Origin of the sequence: Capnocytophaga sp. FDAARGOS_737 (assembly GCF_009730375.1) — a bacterium.
Taxonomy (GTDB): domain Bacteria; phylum Bacteroidota; class Bacteroidia; order Flavobacteriales; family Flavobacteriaceae; genus Capnocytophaga; species Capnocytophaga leadbetteri.
Genome location: NZ_CP046316.1, coordinates 2,242,817 through 2,258,280, shown reverse-complemented (window position 1 = coordinate 2,258,280; position 15,464 = coordinate 2,242,817). Strand labels below are relative to the sequence as shown.

Annotated in this window: 13 protein-coding genes; all 13 read left to right on the top strand. The window is 40.8% G+C overall.

Annotation, left to right across the window (positions count from 1 at the left end):
- Window positions 1–3: 3 nt before the first annotated feature.
- Window positions 4–936, top strand: coding sequence for a hypothetical protein (locus tag FOC45_RS09900; RefSeq protein ID WP_009389585.1), 933 nt, complete (start codon window positions 4–6; stop codon window positions 934–936).
- Entirely contained in the window at window positions 933–1,520 is a 588-nt protein-coding gene (gene coaE / locus FOC45_RS09895; RefSeq protein WP_009389582.1) for a dephospho-CoA kinase, read from the top strand. The genes FOC45_RS09900 and coaE overlap by 4 nt, the downstream gene beginning before the upstream one ends.
- On the top strand, window positions 1,520–2,305 hold the full coding sequence (locus FOC45_RS09890; RefSeq protein ID WP_009389581.1) for a hypothetical protein: 786 nt from the start codon (window positions 1,520–1,522) through the stop codon (window positions 2,303–2,305). Before coaE ends, FOC45_RS09890 begins: the two co-directional genes overlap by 1 nt.
- A gap of 34 nt (window positions 2,306–2,339) precedes the next feature.
- Window positions 2,340–4,322: a putative porin gene (locus tag FOC45_RS09885; protein WP_034539271.1), complete on the top strand. Its 1,983-nt coding sequence runs from the start codon at window positions 2,340–2,342 to the stop codon at window positions 4,320–4,322.
- Between the two features lie 39 nt (window positions 4,323–4,361).
- On the top strand, window positions 4,362–6,413 hold the full coding sequence (locus FOC45_RS09880) for a peptide MFS transporter (protein ID WP_009389579.1): 2,052 nt from the start codon (window positions 4,362–4,364) through the stop codon (window positions 6,411–6,413).
- A gap of 146 nt (window positions 6,414–6,559) precedes the next feature.
- Window positions 6,560–6,985 carry a polymer-forming cytoskeletal protein gene (locus FOC45_RS09875; RefSeq protein ID WP_009389578.1) on the top strand — a complete coding sequence of 142 codons (426 nt, stop codon included), beginning with the start codon at window positions 6,560–6,562 and terminating at the stop codon, window positions 6,983–6,985.
- Entirely contained in the window at window positions 6,945–7,178 is a 234-nt protein-coding gene (locus FOC45_RS09870; RefSeq protein ID WP_084063405.1) for an AtpZ/AtpI family protein, read from the top strand. The genes FOC45_RS09875 and FOC45_RS09870 overlap by 41 nt, the downstream gene beginning before the upstream one ends.
- Window positions 7,168–7,554, top strand: coding sequence for a hypothetical protein (locus FOC45_RS09865; RefSeq protein ID WP_009389576.1), 387 nt, complete (start codon window positions 7,168–7,170; stop codon window positions 7,552–7,554). Before FOC45_RS09870 ends, FOC45_RS09865 begins: the two co-directional genes overlap by 11 nt.
- Window positions 7,551–7,955: a DUF2752 domain-containing protein gene (locus FOC45_RS09860; protein ID WP_034539274.1), complete on the top strand. Its 405-nt coding sequence runs from the start codon at window positions 7,551–7,553 to the stop codon at window positions 7,953–7,955. Before FOC45_RS09865 ends, FOC45_RS09860 begins: the two co-directional genes overlap by 4 nt.
- Window positions 7,952–8,362: a Holliday junction resolvase RuvX gene (gene ruvX, locus FOC45_RS09855; protein WP_009389574.1), complete on the top strand. Its 411-nt coding sequence runs from the start codon at window positions 7,952–7,954 to the stop codon at window positions 8,360–8,362. The genes FOC45_RS09860 and ruvX overlap by 4 nt, the downstream gene beginning before the upstream one ends.
- A gap of 7 nt (window positions 8,363–8,369) precedes the next feature.
- Window positions 8,370–10,412, top strand: coding sequence for a S9 family peptidase (locus FOC45_RS09850; protein WP_009389568.1), 2,043 nt, complete (start codon window positions 8,370–8,372; stop codon window positions 10,410–10,412).
- A 347-nt stretch (window positions 10,413–10,759) separates the two neighbouring features.
- Window positions 10,760–13,789 (top strand): SusC/RagA family TonB-linked outer membrane protein, encoded by a 3,030-nt coding sequence (locus FOC45_RS09845; RefSeq protein ID WP_009389567.1) that lies wholly within the window; start codon window positions 10,760–10,762, stop codon window positions 13,787–13,789.
- Between the two features lie 17 nt (window positions 13,790–13,806).
- Window positions 13,807–15,462 (top strand): SusD/RagB family nutrient-binding outer membrane lipoprotein, encoded by a 1,656-nt coding sequence (locus FOC45_RS09840; protein WP_009389566.1) that lies wholly within the window; start codon window positions 13,807–13,809, stop codon window positions 15,460–15,462.
- The last annotated feature ends 2 nt before the right edge of the window (window positions 15,463–15,464 follow it).

Below are 15,464 nucleotides of genomic sequence, written 5' to 3'. Positions count from 1 at the left end.
AATATGAAACGGATTCGGATATTTCTAAAAGATAGCAGGACGCTCACTTTCGTAGTGTGCGTGCTGCTATCTGCTTTCTTATGGTCGCTGATAAGGCTTTCTAAAAACCTGTTGCGCGAAGTATCAGTGCCGGTGGTGGTTACCAACCTGCCTGCACACCAAGTGCTGATGCCTTCAGCTCCTAATGCTATTAAGCTATTAGTAGAAGGCAATGGGTTTACCCTGCTGAAGACCTATTCGCAAAACGAAGCCCTAAGCGTAGACTATACAGACCTGAAACACATAGAAGGGGCTCAGTATTGTTTATCTAAAAGCACCAGAGAGAAACTTACGAATACTTATTTGTCGAACTTTAAAATACGCTCGGTAGTCTCTGATACCCTTACACTGCTTTTAGAGAAGAAAGTCAGTAAGAAAATACCCGTGCTAATGCAGTTGAATGTAGAGTATGCCAAAGAATACCAGCTGACAGAACTGCGCATCACCCCTGATTCGGTAACGGCTTATGGCAGTCAAAAAGCGATTGACACCCTTACCCAAGTGACTTTTCAGTATACTAAAAAGAAACTTATCAAAGATAATTTTAGCAAAAACTATTCGCTTAAGAACACCAAATACATTACTTACGACCTTCATACTATTAAGATGGAAGCCTTTGTAGATAAGGTGAGTGAGCAACTGCTGAAAGTGCCTGTGCAGGTGGTAAATGTGCCTAAAGACAGTCAAGTGAAGGTATTCCCCAATGAGATAACGGTACTTTGCACTGGCGACTTGAGCATACTGAAAGCACTTACCCCTAATGATATACAAGCTACAGCCGATTTTGCTAAAGCTGAAGGCAGTAGCATTAGTTTGCAGCTTAGCACTCAGAAAAAACGAATGAAGATAAGTTTCTTCGGTGAAGATAAAGTAGATTTTTTAATCAGAAAAGAATGAAAGTAGTAGGACTGACTGGAGGAATAGGGAGCGGCAAGAGCACTATAGCGCGACTGTTTGCAGCCTTAGGCATAGCGGTATATGATTCGGATACCGAAGCTAAAAAACTCATTAATACTTCTGCTGAAATAAAGAAGCGCATCGTAGAGGTATTTGGGGCAGAGGCTTATGCTGAAGGAGTATATAACCGCGCTTATATGGCCGACATCGTATTTCGCAATCCGGATAAGTTGGCGGTGCTTAATAGTATAGTGCACCCTGTGCTTGCTGACCACTTTAATCAGTGGGTAGCCCTACAGACCTCACCCTACGTTATAAAAGAAGCAGCAATACTCTTTGAGAGCGGTAGTTATAAGAACTGCGATTTCATCATCACTGTTACAGCACCCGAAGCTCTACGCATCAGTAGATGTATGAGTCGTGACGGGAGTACTGAAGCCCAAGTGCGAGCGCGTATGGCACAGCAATGGACAGACGCTCAGCGCATTGCCCTCTCGGATGCTGTGATTGAAAACATCAACTTAGAGGAAACAGAAAAGAGAGTGAGAGAATTGAACAACCTATTTATCAAAAACCAAAAATAATGGACTTCTGGAGTGTATTATATACCGTTGTGCTGTACAGCGCGCTTACGTTAGTAGGGGTACTAGTGTTTTACGCTATCAATAGGGTAGCACAGGCTACTTGGGCAACTGACTTATACCCTATTATGCAGCGTGTTAGCGCCCCCCTATGGGTGATAACTATAGCCTTATTAGCCTTATTGGCGTGGCGCAATGCCGAGCCTTACTATCTGTTGCGTGCTGGAGGCTATACCGCGGTGTGGTTAGTATACCGCTATGGGGTGTTGCCAAAAGCAACTATAGCTGAGAAAACTTATCCTCACGTACTTTTCTTAGTCGTGTTTTTTCTTATAGAGTTACCCCTATCAGCCGATTGGCTTTTAAGCCTTACTCCGCACTGGCATAGTAGTCTTTACAGCTGGTATGTGCTTAGCAGTCTTCTTCTTTCGGCTATGGCATTGGTTACCCTCTTTAGTGGTTCGGTACATTATGCCGATATGGGTAAATATGTATTTGCTTTCTCTTGTTTTTGGGCGTATCTTTGGTATTCGCAGTTTATGCTGATATGGTATGCCAATATACCTGAAGAAACGGTGTATTACGAAGTGCTGAAAGCTAATGGTTATACCCCTCTTCTTATACTGATGATGCTTTTCAGCTTTGTATTGCCTTTCTTGCTGCTGCTATCGGCAGCTGCCAAACGCCGTCGCCTTGTACTCTTCGCGGCAGCCACTCTCGTGCTTATCGGGCAATTCCTAAATTTTTATTTACTGATAGTGCCTTTTGCTAATTTGCGAAATTGCTAATTGTTTTTTACCTTTGCGGTCTAATTGCAAGCAAATGACTTTTAAACCATTTTTATATTTCTTCTTTTTAGTTCTTTGTCCGATGTTGCTTTTGGCGCAAGAAGACAGAGACTATGAGGGGCGTAAGACTTCAGAAAAAGGGAGCACTGTAACCTTTAAATCATTGCGGCCTAAAAAGAAAAAAGATAGTATCACCTTTACGGCAGATGCCTACAAAATAATCACTTATACACGCGATACTACCGCTATTGACACCTCTATATCGATAGCTAAATACTATCAGCATAACGCTTGGGGCAAGGATATGTTTGGCAAGATGCCTTTTGGCAATATGGGTCAGCCCTACAATACGTTAGCTTATGACTTTCGTAAGCGCGCTTACTTCCCACAAATGGGAGCAGAGGCTAAAGCACAGCTATACCTCACCCCTGAAGAGGTGACTTATTATTACTTGCCTACCCCTATCACTCAGTTTACTTACAAAACAGGAATGGAGCAAGGGCAAACCCTTGATGTACTCTTTTCTGCTAATCTAAAGCCCACTACTAATATTTTCATCGCTTATAGAGGACTGCGCTCCTTGGGTAAATATCAGCGGGCACTGGTGAGTAATGGTAACTTTAGAGCAGGGGTTTCGTACGTATCCCCTAATAAAAAGTATACTCTTTTTGCCCATTTTGCCAATCACGATATAGATAGTCAGGAGAATGGAGGTATGACTACCCCTCGGCAGTTTGAGAGTGGTGATAAGCAATTTAAAAACCGTGCTGTGATAGATATGAATCTGTTAGATGCTGAAAACCAACGCGAGAGTAAGCGCTATTTTTTACAGCACGACTTCGCTTTCTTGCGGCAACGCGATTCACTTTCCTCTTATAAACAAATACGCTTTCGTCACCTATTTATGTACGAAACGGAGTACTACGCCTTTGGTGAGCGAGCCGCTAATGCTTATTTAGGTACGGCTTTAGTAAGTAGTAGCCTCAGCGATAAGATGCGCTTGCAGAAGATGCACAATAGAGTAGGGGCTGAGTTAGAGTTGCCCTACTTGGGTAGGACATTCGTCTTTGGTAATGCTTATCACTACAATTACTATTTTCGCAATGCTTACTACGTAGGAGGAGTGCTACAGCGCCACCAGATAAAGGACACCGACCTAAGCATAGGGTTGCAATGGCATAAGAAAGTAGGCGGCTTTAGCATTACAGCTGAAGGTGAACAAACCTTTGTCGGCAAGATGACAGGCACGCAGCTGAAGGGAACGCTATCGTATGCATTAGATGCTCAGAACAAGCTAAGTGCAGGGGCTATGTTGCATTCTGCTATGCCTAACTTCAACTATCTGCTTTACCAAAGTGATTATAAGAATTACAATTGGGATAACTACACTTCCTTTGGGAAGGAGAATAACCAAACGCTCTATGCCGACCTGCAAACACAGTGGGGTAGTGTGCATTTAGACCTTACCAATCTTAATAATTACACTTATTTTAAACCACAATCTACAGGGCAAGTAGCTCCAGCGCAATACGGAGGGAATATTCAGTATTTGCAACTCAAGCTACAGAAAGAGTTTGTTTTTGGCAAGTTTGGACTCGATAACACGCTTCTTTATCAGCAAGTAGTACAAGACGAGTCAGTGCTTAATGTGCCTGCATTCGTCACTCGGAATAGTTTCTATTTTAAGAGTCCGCTTTTTAACAAAGCAATGATACTGCAAACAGGTATTGGGCTTAACTACTTTAGTAAGTATTACGCTAATGAGTACAACCCGCTATTGGCAGAATTTCAGGTACAAGACGCTCAGAAGATAGGCAACTACCCTATGCTCGACTTCTTTTTGAATGCTAAGGTACGTACGATGCGTATTTTCTTTAGCTTAGAGCAATTTCACGTGCCTTTAAGCAGTTTGCTGCCCTCTGTTTTAGGCAATCCGTACCATTATTATGCTACCCCTCGACAGCCTTACCGCGATTTTATCATACGGTTGGGTGTGAAGTGGAACCTATTCAATTAGCGAAACGCTATTTACCCCGATATTTTAAAATAACAACAAATGACAAGAAAGACCATTTTTGATACGCAAGTATTAGGGCACCCAGCAGGACTGTTTGTGCTCTTCTTTACCGAAATGTGGGAACGCTTCTCTTTCTATGGGATGCGGGTGCTGCTGATTAACTTCTTGACAATGACCCTTATAGGCTATAACCCAGGTTGGGAATGGAGCACTGAGAACGCAGGAGCCCTCTTTGGTACTTATGTGATGTTGCTCTACCTCACCCCTATATTAGGAGGTATAGTAGCTGATAAGTTTACCGGTTATCGCTGGGCAGTTATTATCGGGGCAGTTATCATCACATTAGGGCACGTGTCAATGGCGTTTGAAACGGAGTGGTCGCTCTACTTAGGGTTAGCGTTTTTGGTGATAGGTACCGGTTTTTTCAAACCTAATATGGTGTCGTTTGTATCGGAGATGTATAAAGACCTACCCCAAAAGAAAGATGCCGCTTACACCATCTTCTATATGGGGGTAAATTCAGGGGCTTTCTTTGGTATGATGCTTTGTGGCTATTTGGCAGAGCGTATAGGCTGGAGCTGGGGCTTTGGTTTAGCAGGTATTTTTATGCTGCTCGGCACTATACAGTTTTGGTTTGCCAAACCACTCTTTGGCAGTATAGGCGATAAACCTACTACACAAGAGAAAAAAGAGGCGGTAACAACCCCGCAAGATGAGGAAGAAAAACCTAATCCGTTTACGATACTCGATAAGGTGTTAATAGCCTTAGCTGCTGTTATAGGAGTAGGTTATGCACTAAACGACCCGCTTTCTAAAATATGGAATACAGACCTTTTTGCGTGGGCATCATTGCCTACCCTAAAAGGACAATACGTAGTGGTAATAGTAGGTTTGGTAGCTTTCTTCTTCTTGATAGCCAGTAGGATAATGCGCTATACACGCATCGTACGCGATAGGATGCTAACGGTGGTTATCTTCGGCTTTTTTGTGGTTTTCTTTTGGCTGTCGTTTGAGCAAGGCGCTTCGTCTCTTATCATTTTTGCCCGCGATAATGTGGAACGTGAGCTACACGGCAATTGGGCAGTGCTATACAATATTTTTAACGCCCTGCTGACAGTTATTCCGCTGCTACTCATTAGTTATGTGTTGTTTATACTTGTAAAGAAAACCTATAAAAAGATATTCCCTGCAGTAGTAGTACTTCTGACCTGCTTTTCATTGGTGTGGGGGATAGCCGCGTGGATGCTCAATCGCGATTTTAAGACTACTGCCTATAGCGTGACCTACGAAGCCTACGAAACGACAGATGCCCAAGGAAGAACTGTGTACTTGCCTATCACAGAAGAAAATAGGGCTCAAGATGTTGCGAAGAAGAGAGTAACACGCAGCACTATCATAGGGGTAGTAGATGAGCCTTTGCAGGTGGGTAGTACTATAAAATTATTGTCTAAGAACAACAAAAACACCTCATTCGGCTACGTAAATACAGCTAAAGAGCAATGGGCGCGCGAGCGAGGTACCACCTTAGGCAAAGACAATGGGCTGATACCAGCTACCGTTACTGAAGTACGCGACAACTGGGTAGAGGCTACCGTATCGTGGTTTTCGATACTCAATTCATTCTTTATCATTGCTTTAGCGAGTTTGTTCTCGCGCTGGTGGGATAGCCGATATAATCCGCCTGCAGCAGTGAAGTACGGTATAGGCTTGCTGATGTTGTCCGTAGGGTTTGGACTTTTGGCTATAGGCTCCAGCGGTGTTACTCACGGGGTGAAAGTAAGTATGCTGTGGCTCTTCTTTGCCTATATGTTTAACACTATGGGTGAGTTATGCTTATCGCCTGTTGGACTTTCGTACGTATCAAAACTCGTTCCTGGGCGGATGATTGCCTTTATGTTTGGTGTGTGGTACTTAGCAGTAGCCATAGGGCATAAGTTGGCAGCCGTAGTAGGAGGGCAGATAGAAAATATCACACGCCAATACAGTTTGAGTACTTTCTTTTTGATATTCACTATTGTGCCCGCTACGGCAGGGGTGCTGATAATACTGCTTACCCCTTTTATAAAGAAGCTGATGCACGGGGTAAAGTGATTTATTGATTTGCTAATTTGTCAATTTGCTGATTAAAAGACTAATTATCAGTTTATTATAAATCTGTGAGAAATATAATTAATTAAAAAATTTGCATTTTCAAAAAAAATATTCTACCTTTGGGGCTGTGTTTTAATATAAATGTAATGGCTATATTTAATAAAGAAAGAGACAATAAAACTATGGCAGCAGAAAATACATCAGGAAGTAGCAACCGTATCGTTGCAGAAACTAAGTTTAAAGGAGAAATCAACTCTAAGTCTGATTTCAGAATAGATGGTGAGGTAGAAGGTACTTTTCAGACTTCTGGCAAATTAGTAGTGGGCAGAACCGGTGTGATAAACGGTACTGTGATATGCGAAAATGCCGATATAGAAGGGAAAGTAACAGGCACTATCAAAATTAGTAGTGTGCTAAGCCTCAAATCGACTGCAGTGGTAGAAGGTGAGGTGTATGTAGACAAACTTTCAATAGAACCAGGAGCGGTATTTAACGTAACTTGTACAATGAAAGGCGGTAAAAACTTTACCAATGAAAAACAACAGAATGCCAACGAAAAACCACTTAAATAAGTGGATATACTTCTCACAAGCAGGACTACAAATGGCTATTACTATAGCTGTTTGTAGTTTTTTTGGTGTTTGGCTAGATACCAAACTACCTAACGACTACTCGCTCTGTACAGTGGTGTGCAGCCTTGTAGGAGTGATAGGGGCAATGTACAGCATTATCAGAAAAGCCCAACAAATGACCGATGAATCGTAGCCTTAAATACTTACTTTTATACCTTATAGCCCTATTGCCTATAGCAGCAGGTCTATACTACACTGCCAATTACTACATCAATGAACAACGGATAGCACTTTTTTATAGTGCAGCACAAATAGCGGGGGTGCATAGCGGGTTGTCGTTCGTGTTTTTTGCTATTATTTTGGCAGTGAATAGTTGGCATCCTACCTATACGGCATTTGCTTTTATGGGGGCATTGGTGGTACGACTGATTTTGGTGGTAATAGCAGCAGTGCCGTTGGCTACCGCTGCCAGTCTATATCCTTATCACGAAGCCCTGTTTATTATTATTCCCTCATTTGTGATGATTGCTTTAGAGGCCGTCTTTACCATTAGAAAATTAGCAAATTGACAAAGAACTTTTATATTTTTATCGCACTACTATGCACTATGGCTTGGGGGTGGCTATTGGGGCAACAAGTTATGCAATCGCATAATGTAGGGCTTACAGTTTGCACTTTAAAAGCAGTAACAGGCTATCCTTGTCCGTCTTGTGGCACTACTCGTTCGGCAAGTGCGCTAATAGCAGGACGTTGGCAAGAAGGACTATATACCAATCCGCTGGGGGTAGTAGTTTTAGTATGGCTTATCATCACCACTTTGTGGTTGCTGTACGATGCTTTAGTGTGGCGCAATACCCTACAACAGGCCTATAATAGAGCAGGACGCATACTACAGAAGAGGTATGTTTGGATACCACTTGCGGTACTAATAGCACTTAATTGGGTGTGGAATATTCAGAAAGGATTATGAGAATTTTATCTATTGATTACGGTACAAAACGGACAGGCTTAGCGGTGACAGACCCTTTGAAACTGATAGCATCGGGGCTTACTACAGTTGATACGCCTCAGTTGCTTCCGTTTTTAGAAAAATATACAGCTGAAGAAGCGGTAGAGGCTTTTGTGATAGGATTGCCTAAACGACTTAACAATGAAGACTCGGCTGTAGAAGCTGATATTCAGCAACTACTCACTAAGCTGAAAGAACGTTTCCCCACTATCAAAATACATCGGTATGATGAGCGTTTTACTTCGAAAATAGCTTTTCAAACGATGATAGATAGTGGGCTTAAGAAAAAACAACGACAAAATAAAGCACTTATTGATGAAATAAGTGCGACACTGATATTGCAAGATTTTTTAAATTTAGCGAATTAATAATCTGATGAACCCCCCAAAAGCGAAGAAAATACCCCATATATTTAATGAGTTTGGCAACAAGCGCGTGGATAATTACTATTGGCTGCGAGAGCGTGAAAACCCTGAGGTGATTGCCTACTTAGAAGCAGAAAACGCCTATTACAAAGCAGAGACGGCACATACCCAAGCGCTGCAAGATACGCTTTTTGCTGAGATGAAAGCCCGCATAAAAGAAGATGACAGTTCAGTGCCTTATTACTACAATGGGTATTGGTATCGCACTCGCTATGAGGTAGGCAAAGATTACCCTATCTATCTAAGACAGCGCGAGACCTTAGAAGCACCTGAAGAAGTGCTATTTGACTGCAATGCAATGGCTAAAGGTAAGCCTTACTTTCAATTGGATAGCTTTGCCGTAAGCGATGACAACCAGTGGGCGGTGTATGGAGTTGATACTGTGTCGCGCCGCCAATACACGCTACAAATTAAGAACCTTAGCACAGGTGAAGTACTGCCTTACCAGATAAAAAACACTAATGGGCAAGCGGTATGGGCAGCTGACAGCCGCACCATTTTCTACGCAAAAAATCACACAAAAACCCTCCGTACGTATAAGATATACCGACATACATTGGGCACAGACCCTAAAAATGATGTACTAGTGTTTTGGGAGAAAGACGATACTTTTGACACCTATGTATATCGCGAAAAGTCTCGTAAATATATAGTGATAGGCAGTGAGAGTACCCTTACTTCAGAATACCAAATTCTTAATGCATACACCCCACAAGAGAGTTTTAAAGTGTTTCAGCCGCGCATAAGAGGGCTTGAATACGACATAGCGCATTACGAAGACTTTTTTTATATTCTCACCAATAAAGATGGGGCAACTAACTTTAAATTGATGCGCACTCCTGAAGCAGCTACCGAGCAAGAACATTGGCAGGAGGTAATTGCCCATCGTCCTGAAGTGCGACTTAACGATATAGAAATTTTTAAAGAATATTTGGTAATAGAGGAAGTGTATAACGGCTTGGAACGCATACAGATACGCAGTTGGGATGGCTCTGTATGTTATTACCTACCTTTTGAGAGTGAAACTTATACCGCTTATACTACTCAGAATGTAGCTTTTGAGACTGAATGGCTGCGCTATAATTATCAATCACTGGCGACCCCAGCCTCGATAATAGAGTACAATATGCGTACAGGAGAGCAACGCGTACTGAAAGAACAAGAGATATTAGGCGGAACTTTCTGCAAAGAGAATTACGTAGAAGAACGGCTTTGGGCTACCGCCCCTGATGGTACAAAAGTGCCTATCTCGCTTGTGTATCGCAAGTCGATTGAGAAAAATGGCGCAAATCCTTTGCTGCTTTATGGTTATGGTGCTTATGGGGTGATTATTAATCCTTATTTTTCTACTACGCGCTTGAGTTTGTTAGACAGAGGTTTTATTTATGCCATAGCACATATACGCGGAGGGGAATATTTGGGTAGGAATTGGTATGAAGACGGCAAACTGCTGAAGAAGAAACATACGTTTGATGATTTTATAGCTTGTTCGCGTTACCTTATCGACCAGCAATACACTTCGCCATCGCATCTTTATGCAGAAGGAGGTTCAGCAGGAGGCTTGCTGATAGGGGCTGTGATTAATGAAGCACCAGAACTCTATAAGGCAGTAATAGCCTCAGTACCTTTTGTGGATGTGGTGACTACTATGCTCGATGAGAGTATCCCCTTAACAACAGGAGAGTATGATGAGTGGGGGAATCCTAATGAAAAAGAGTATTACGAGTATATGCTTTCTTATTCGCCCTACGACCAAGTGCGTCGGCAAGCCTATCCAGCTATATATGTGTCGGCTGGGCTACACGACTCGCAAGTGCAGTACTGGGAGCCAGCCAAATGGGTAGCCAAACTGCGCGAGCTAAAAACAGATAACCATCCTCTCTATTTGGATACTAATATGGAGGCAGGGCACGGAGGAGCTTCAGGACGCTTTGAAGCCTTGAAAGAAACTGCTAAGGGATACGCGTTTTTAATTAGCCAATTAGCAGATTAGCAATTTTTTACATTTGCTAAAACTCGCACATTCTAATTTGTGGCTTAGAAAATAGACTTTTGTTTTTTAAATAATTTAAAAATACGTCTTGTTTTTCAATAAATAGAAAACAGAAGTGTTTTTCTAATTATAGCGTTCTTGAGGATTAATAGCATAGGTAGAATACTTAAAAATCCTTAAAATTTTTTCTTTTATTGTATATTTTCTTCTTATAATTTGATATTCAGCGGCTTGCTTATTTCGAAATGTTAAAAAATACACTATTCTTGAATTTTATTTTAAAAAGTTTTGTTGGTTGTTAAAATAATCTTAACTTTGCCCCAAAATTAATTTATTTCAATAAAGTAATGAAGGTAAAAATATCAATGTTGCTATTCGTTTTTGCGCTATTTAGTAGTGCACTATTTGCGCAAACGAAAGTATCTGTGACAGGTACAGTTACAGGTAACGATGGATTACCCCTTCCTGGGGTAAGTGTTGTCATTAAAGGTACAACACGTGGTGTTTCAACTGATTTTGACGGGAAGTACGAAATTCAAGCTGCCGGCAATGAGGTACTTGAATTTAGTTCGTTAGGCTACACTTCGCAGTCAAAAAAAGTTGATAAGTCGAGTGGTAAACTTACTTTAAACGTTGTTTTGAAGGAAGAAGCCCAACAGCTTGGTGAGGTAGTAGTAACTGCCCTTGGTATCAAGCGTGAGCAAAAGGCGTTGAGCTACAACGTACAACAGGTAAAATCAGAAGAACTTACCAAAGTGAAAGATGTGAACGTAGTGAATAGCCTTAATGGTAAAGTAGCAGGGGTAAATATCCAACGCAGCTCAGCTGGGGTTGGTGGTGCTACTAAAGTGGTAATGCGTGGTCTTAAGTCAATTGATGGTAACAACGGTGTGTTATACGTGATTGATGGGGTGCCATTGTATAACAAACAAAATGACTCAGCAGGTGCAATGAGCCGTCCTGGTGGAGGTGAAGGTATCGCAGACTTCAACCCAGAGGATATTGAAAGTATCAACGTACTAACAGGTCCTTCAGCTGCTGCTCTTTATGGTAGTGAGGCTGCTAACGGGGTTATCCTTATCAACACCAAAAAAGGTAAGGAAGGAAAAACAGAGGTTAGTATCTCAAGTAGTATAGAGGTGATGACCCCTATAATGCTACCTGAGTTTCAAAATACTTATGGAAGTATAGGAGATAAGAGTTGGGGGCCTAAATTAGCTACACCTTCTACATTTGAGCCTCGCAAGTTCTTCAATACTGGTACTAATATGATGAACTCTGTGACTTTCTCAACCGGTAATGCACAAAACCAAACTTTTGTATCGGCTGCTCAAACTGAAGCAGAAGGCCTTATTCCTAATAACGCTTACTATCGTTATAATGTAGGGGTACGCAATACTGCTAAATTTGCAAAAGATAAGCTACACTTAGATGTAAGTGGTAACTTTATCCGTCAAGGGAACCGTAATATGATAGCAGGTGGAGGTTACTTTAACCCATTAGTAGGTTTATACTTGATGCCTCGTAGTTTAGACTACAGAGATGTAGAAGCTTACGAACGTTATAACCCAGCACGTGGCATCTATGAAAAATACCAACCTTATTCAGAACAAGCAGATAGTTACTTCTCTGAAAACCCTTATTGGGTAGCTAATCGTGAGTTATTCTTAAACAACAAAAAACGTTATATGATGTCAGCTTCATTAAAATACGAAATCTTAAGCTGGTTAAACATCTCAGGACGTGTACGTTTGGATAACGACTATGGTACAAAAGAAGAAAAATTATATGCAAGTACTACTAACTTCTTAGTAGGATGGAAACCAGAGTTTGGCCCTCACGACAAAGGTTATTACAGTATTGGCAACTCAAAAGATGAGCAAACATATGCAGATATTATGCTCAATATGAACAAAAACTTTGGTGAAGATTTCTCACTTACTGCTAACTTAGGTTCAAGCTACAACGATCGTTACAGCACAAGTTTATCAGCAGGAGGTTATCTTTTCCGTTTGCCTAACCTGTTTTCAGCTGCAAACTTCGATCCACAAATAGGAGGTTCAGGACAAGGTTATTCACGAGCTAAGAATGTAGCTGTTTTCGGTAGTGCAGAGCTTGGCTACAAAGGAATGCTTTACCTTTCTGTTACAGGCCGTAATGACTGGTCATCACAGCTAGTAAACTCAGCAGAGCCTTCTTTCTTCTATCCATCAGTAGGACTTTCAGGAGTTATTTCGCAAATGGTAAAACTACCACAATTTATTAACTATTTGAAAGTACGTGGTTCATATACCGAAGTAGGTTCGCCTATTAGCAAAACAGGTATCACTCCTGGTACTATTACCCATAATCTGACTTCTTCAGGCCTAACCACCAACAAGGTATATCCTTATCCAGAATTTAAAGCAGAGCGTACTGCCTCTTGGGAAGCAGGTCTGAATACAAAACTTTTTGATAATACTTTGTCTGTTGATTTGACTTTGTATAAATCAAATACTTTCAACCAATTCTTTGAGCAAGAGTTATCATCTTCATCTATCTACTCATCATTCTATTTGCAAGCAGGTAATGTAGAAAACCGTGGGGTAGAACTATCAGTAAACTATAATAAAGAGTTCTTTAACAAAGAATTGAATTGGAATTCTACTCTTACTTATTCTCGTAACGTGAATGAGATAAAAGAACTAGTACGCGGTTATCGCAATCCATTTACAGGACAATTATTTGATATTACTGAAGTACGCAAAGGTAGCACCGTATTGCGCGAAGGTGGTAGTATGTCTGATATAACAGTAAGAGGTGTTTTATCTCGCAATAAAAATGGCGAACTTATAGAAGAAGCAGCTCAGTACCATTATGATCAAACACAAGAAATAAAATTAGGACGTTCAACCCCAGATTTCCAAATGGGATGGAGAAATACATTGTCTTTCAGAAATATAGACTTTAGTTTCTTGTTCAATGGTAGTTTTGGTGGTATTGTACTTTCTGGTACACAGCCTTATCTTGATGCTTATGGTGTATCAAAAGCTTCAGCTGAAGCACGCGATGCTGGAGGGGTAATGGTAAATGGTAAGTTATATGATGCTCAAAAGTATTATAACACCATTAAAAAACTTCCTGGTTACTACTCTTATGACGCTACTAACGTACGTTTACAAGAAGTATCACTTTCTTATTCATTAGATGGTAAACACTTCTGCGATAAAGTAAAAAGAGTAACTCTTGGAGTTATCGGTACTAACCTTTGGATGATATATAACAAAGCTCCTTTTGACCCGCAACTTACTTTTGGTGTAGGTACTTATGCTGCAACTGAGTTCTTTATGACTCCTAGTGCCGCTACTTATGGAGCAAGTTTGAAAATTCAATTTTAATTAAAAAAACAACGACAATGAAAATATTGAATAAACATATAGCCATTATAGCTTTATCGAGTGTGTTTTTTACCTCTTGTATTAAGGATTTTGAAGAGGTAAATACCAATCAGCTACAGCCTACAGATGAGCAGGCTAGTAGAGACGGTATGTCGTCAGGAGGATATTTTGCTGAGTTAGTAAGTCTTCCTATCCCAACAGGTACTGGTACTGGGCCTGCCAATGACTACCAAGTAATTCAGAATATGAGTACAGATAACTGGGTGGGGTATTTTTCACCAGGTCGTAACCACTGGGATGGCGGTAATAACCAAACCAGCTATTATCTGTCAGATTTTCGTTTGAATGGTACATTTTCGACTCTTGTTAAGATAATGAACCCTTATTTTCAGATGAAAACCCAAACCCATAATGTGAAAACTGTTAATGGTAGATTGGTGTACGAAAGTAAGGATATTAGTAGCCAAGCGATTTACTCTGTAGCGCAAATAGTGAAAATAATGGGTATGCACCGTGCTACTGACCTTTTTGGCCCTATACCTTATAGTGATATGGAGCCTGGTAAGGTAAAAGCTAAATATGATAGCCAAGAACAAGTGTATCGTTCTTTCTTGCATGAGCTAGATGAAGCGGTAACTACACTTAATCAGTATGGAGCTAGTAACAAAGTATTGGAAGAGTATGACCCTGTATACGGTGGTGATACTTCTAAATGGATACGTTTGGGCAACTCATTAATGCTACGTTTAGCAATGCGTGTACGTTATGCAGATCCTGCATTGGCGAAACAATATATCACTAAAGCAACTACTAGTACAGGAGGGCTTATAGAAAATGATGACCAAGCAGGTAAATTAGTAACTAGCAGCAAGTATATTTTCCACCACTCATTGGTAACTATGCTTGGATATAAAGAGCTAAAAATGGGTGCCACTATTTACTCTTATTTAGTAGGATATAACGACCCTCGTACTGAAAAGTATTTTACTAAGAATACAGCAGGCACTAATCAAACTGATTTCTACGCTGTGCGCTCTGGTATCAACCCTATAACTGATGCTACTGTATATGAGAAATACTCAGAACCTACTGTGGTGAATAATACACCTACTTATTGGCTACGCGCTTCAGAAGTACAATTCTTGCTTGCAGAAGCAGCCTTAATAGGTTGGTATACTAATGATACTGCTGAAAACTTGTATAAAAAAGGTATAGAACTTTCATTTACAGAAAATGGTCTTACTAGTTCAGCTGCACAAGCTTATTACAATACAAGTGCTTCACCTGCTAATTACATAGACCCTAAGAACTCTTCTTACAATGCGAATGCTGTTAGTACTATTGACAAAAAATGGATGTCAAGCGGTAGTGAAGAAGAAAAACTAGAGCAAATAATTACTCAGAAGTACTTAGCTAACTATCCTAACGGTTTTGAGTCTTGGAGTGAATGGAAACGCACTGGCTACCCAAGAATGTTTGGAGTACCTTTTGATTTGAGCAACAAAGGAAGCCAAAATATATCATCATCAGGAAAAGAATATGGTGTACGTCGCTATCCTTTCCCTCAAAAAGAATTTGAATTGAACAGAGAAAACGTTACAGCTGCACAAGCGTTATTAGGAGGAACTGATAATGCTGCAACCAATGTGTGGTGGGATAAAAAGACAAAATAATT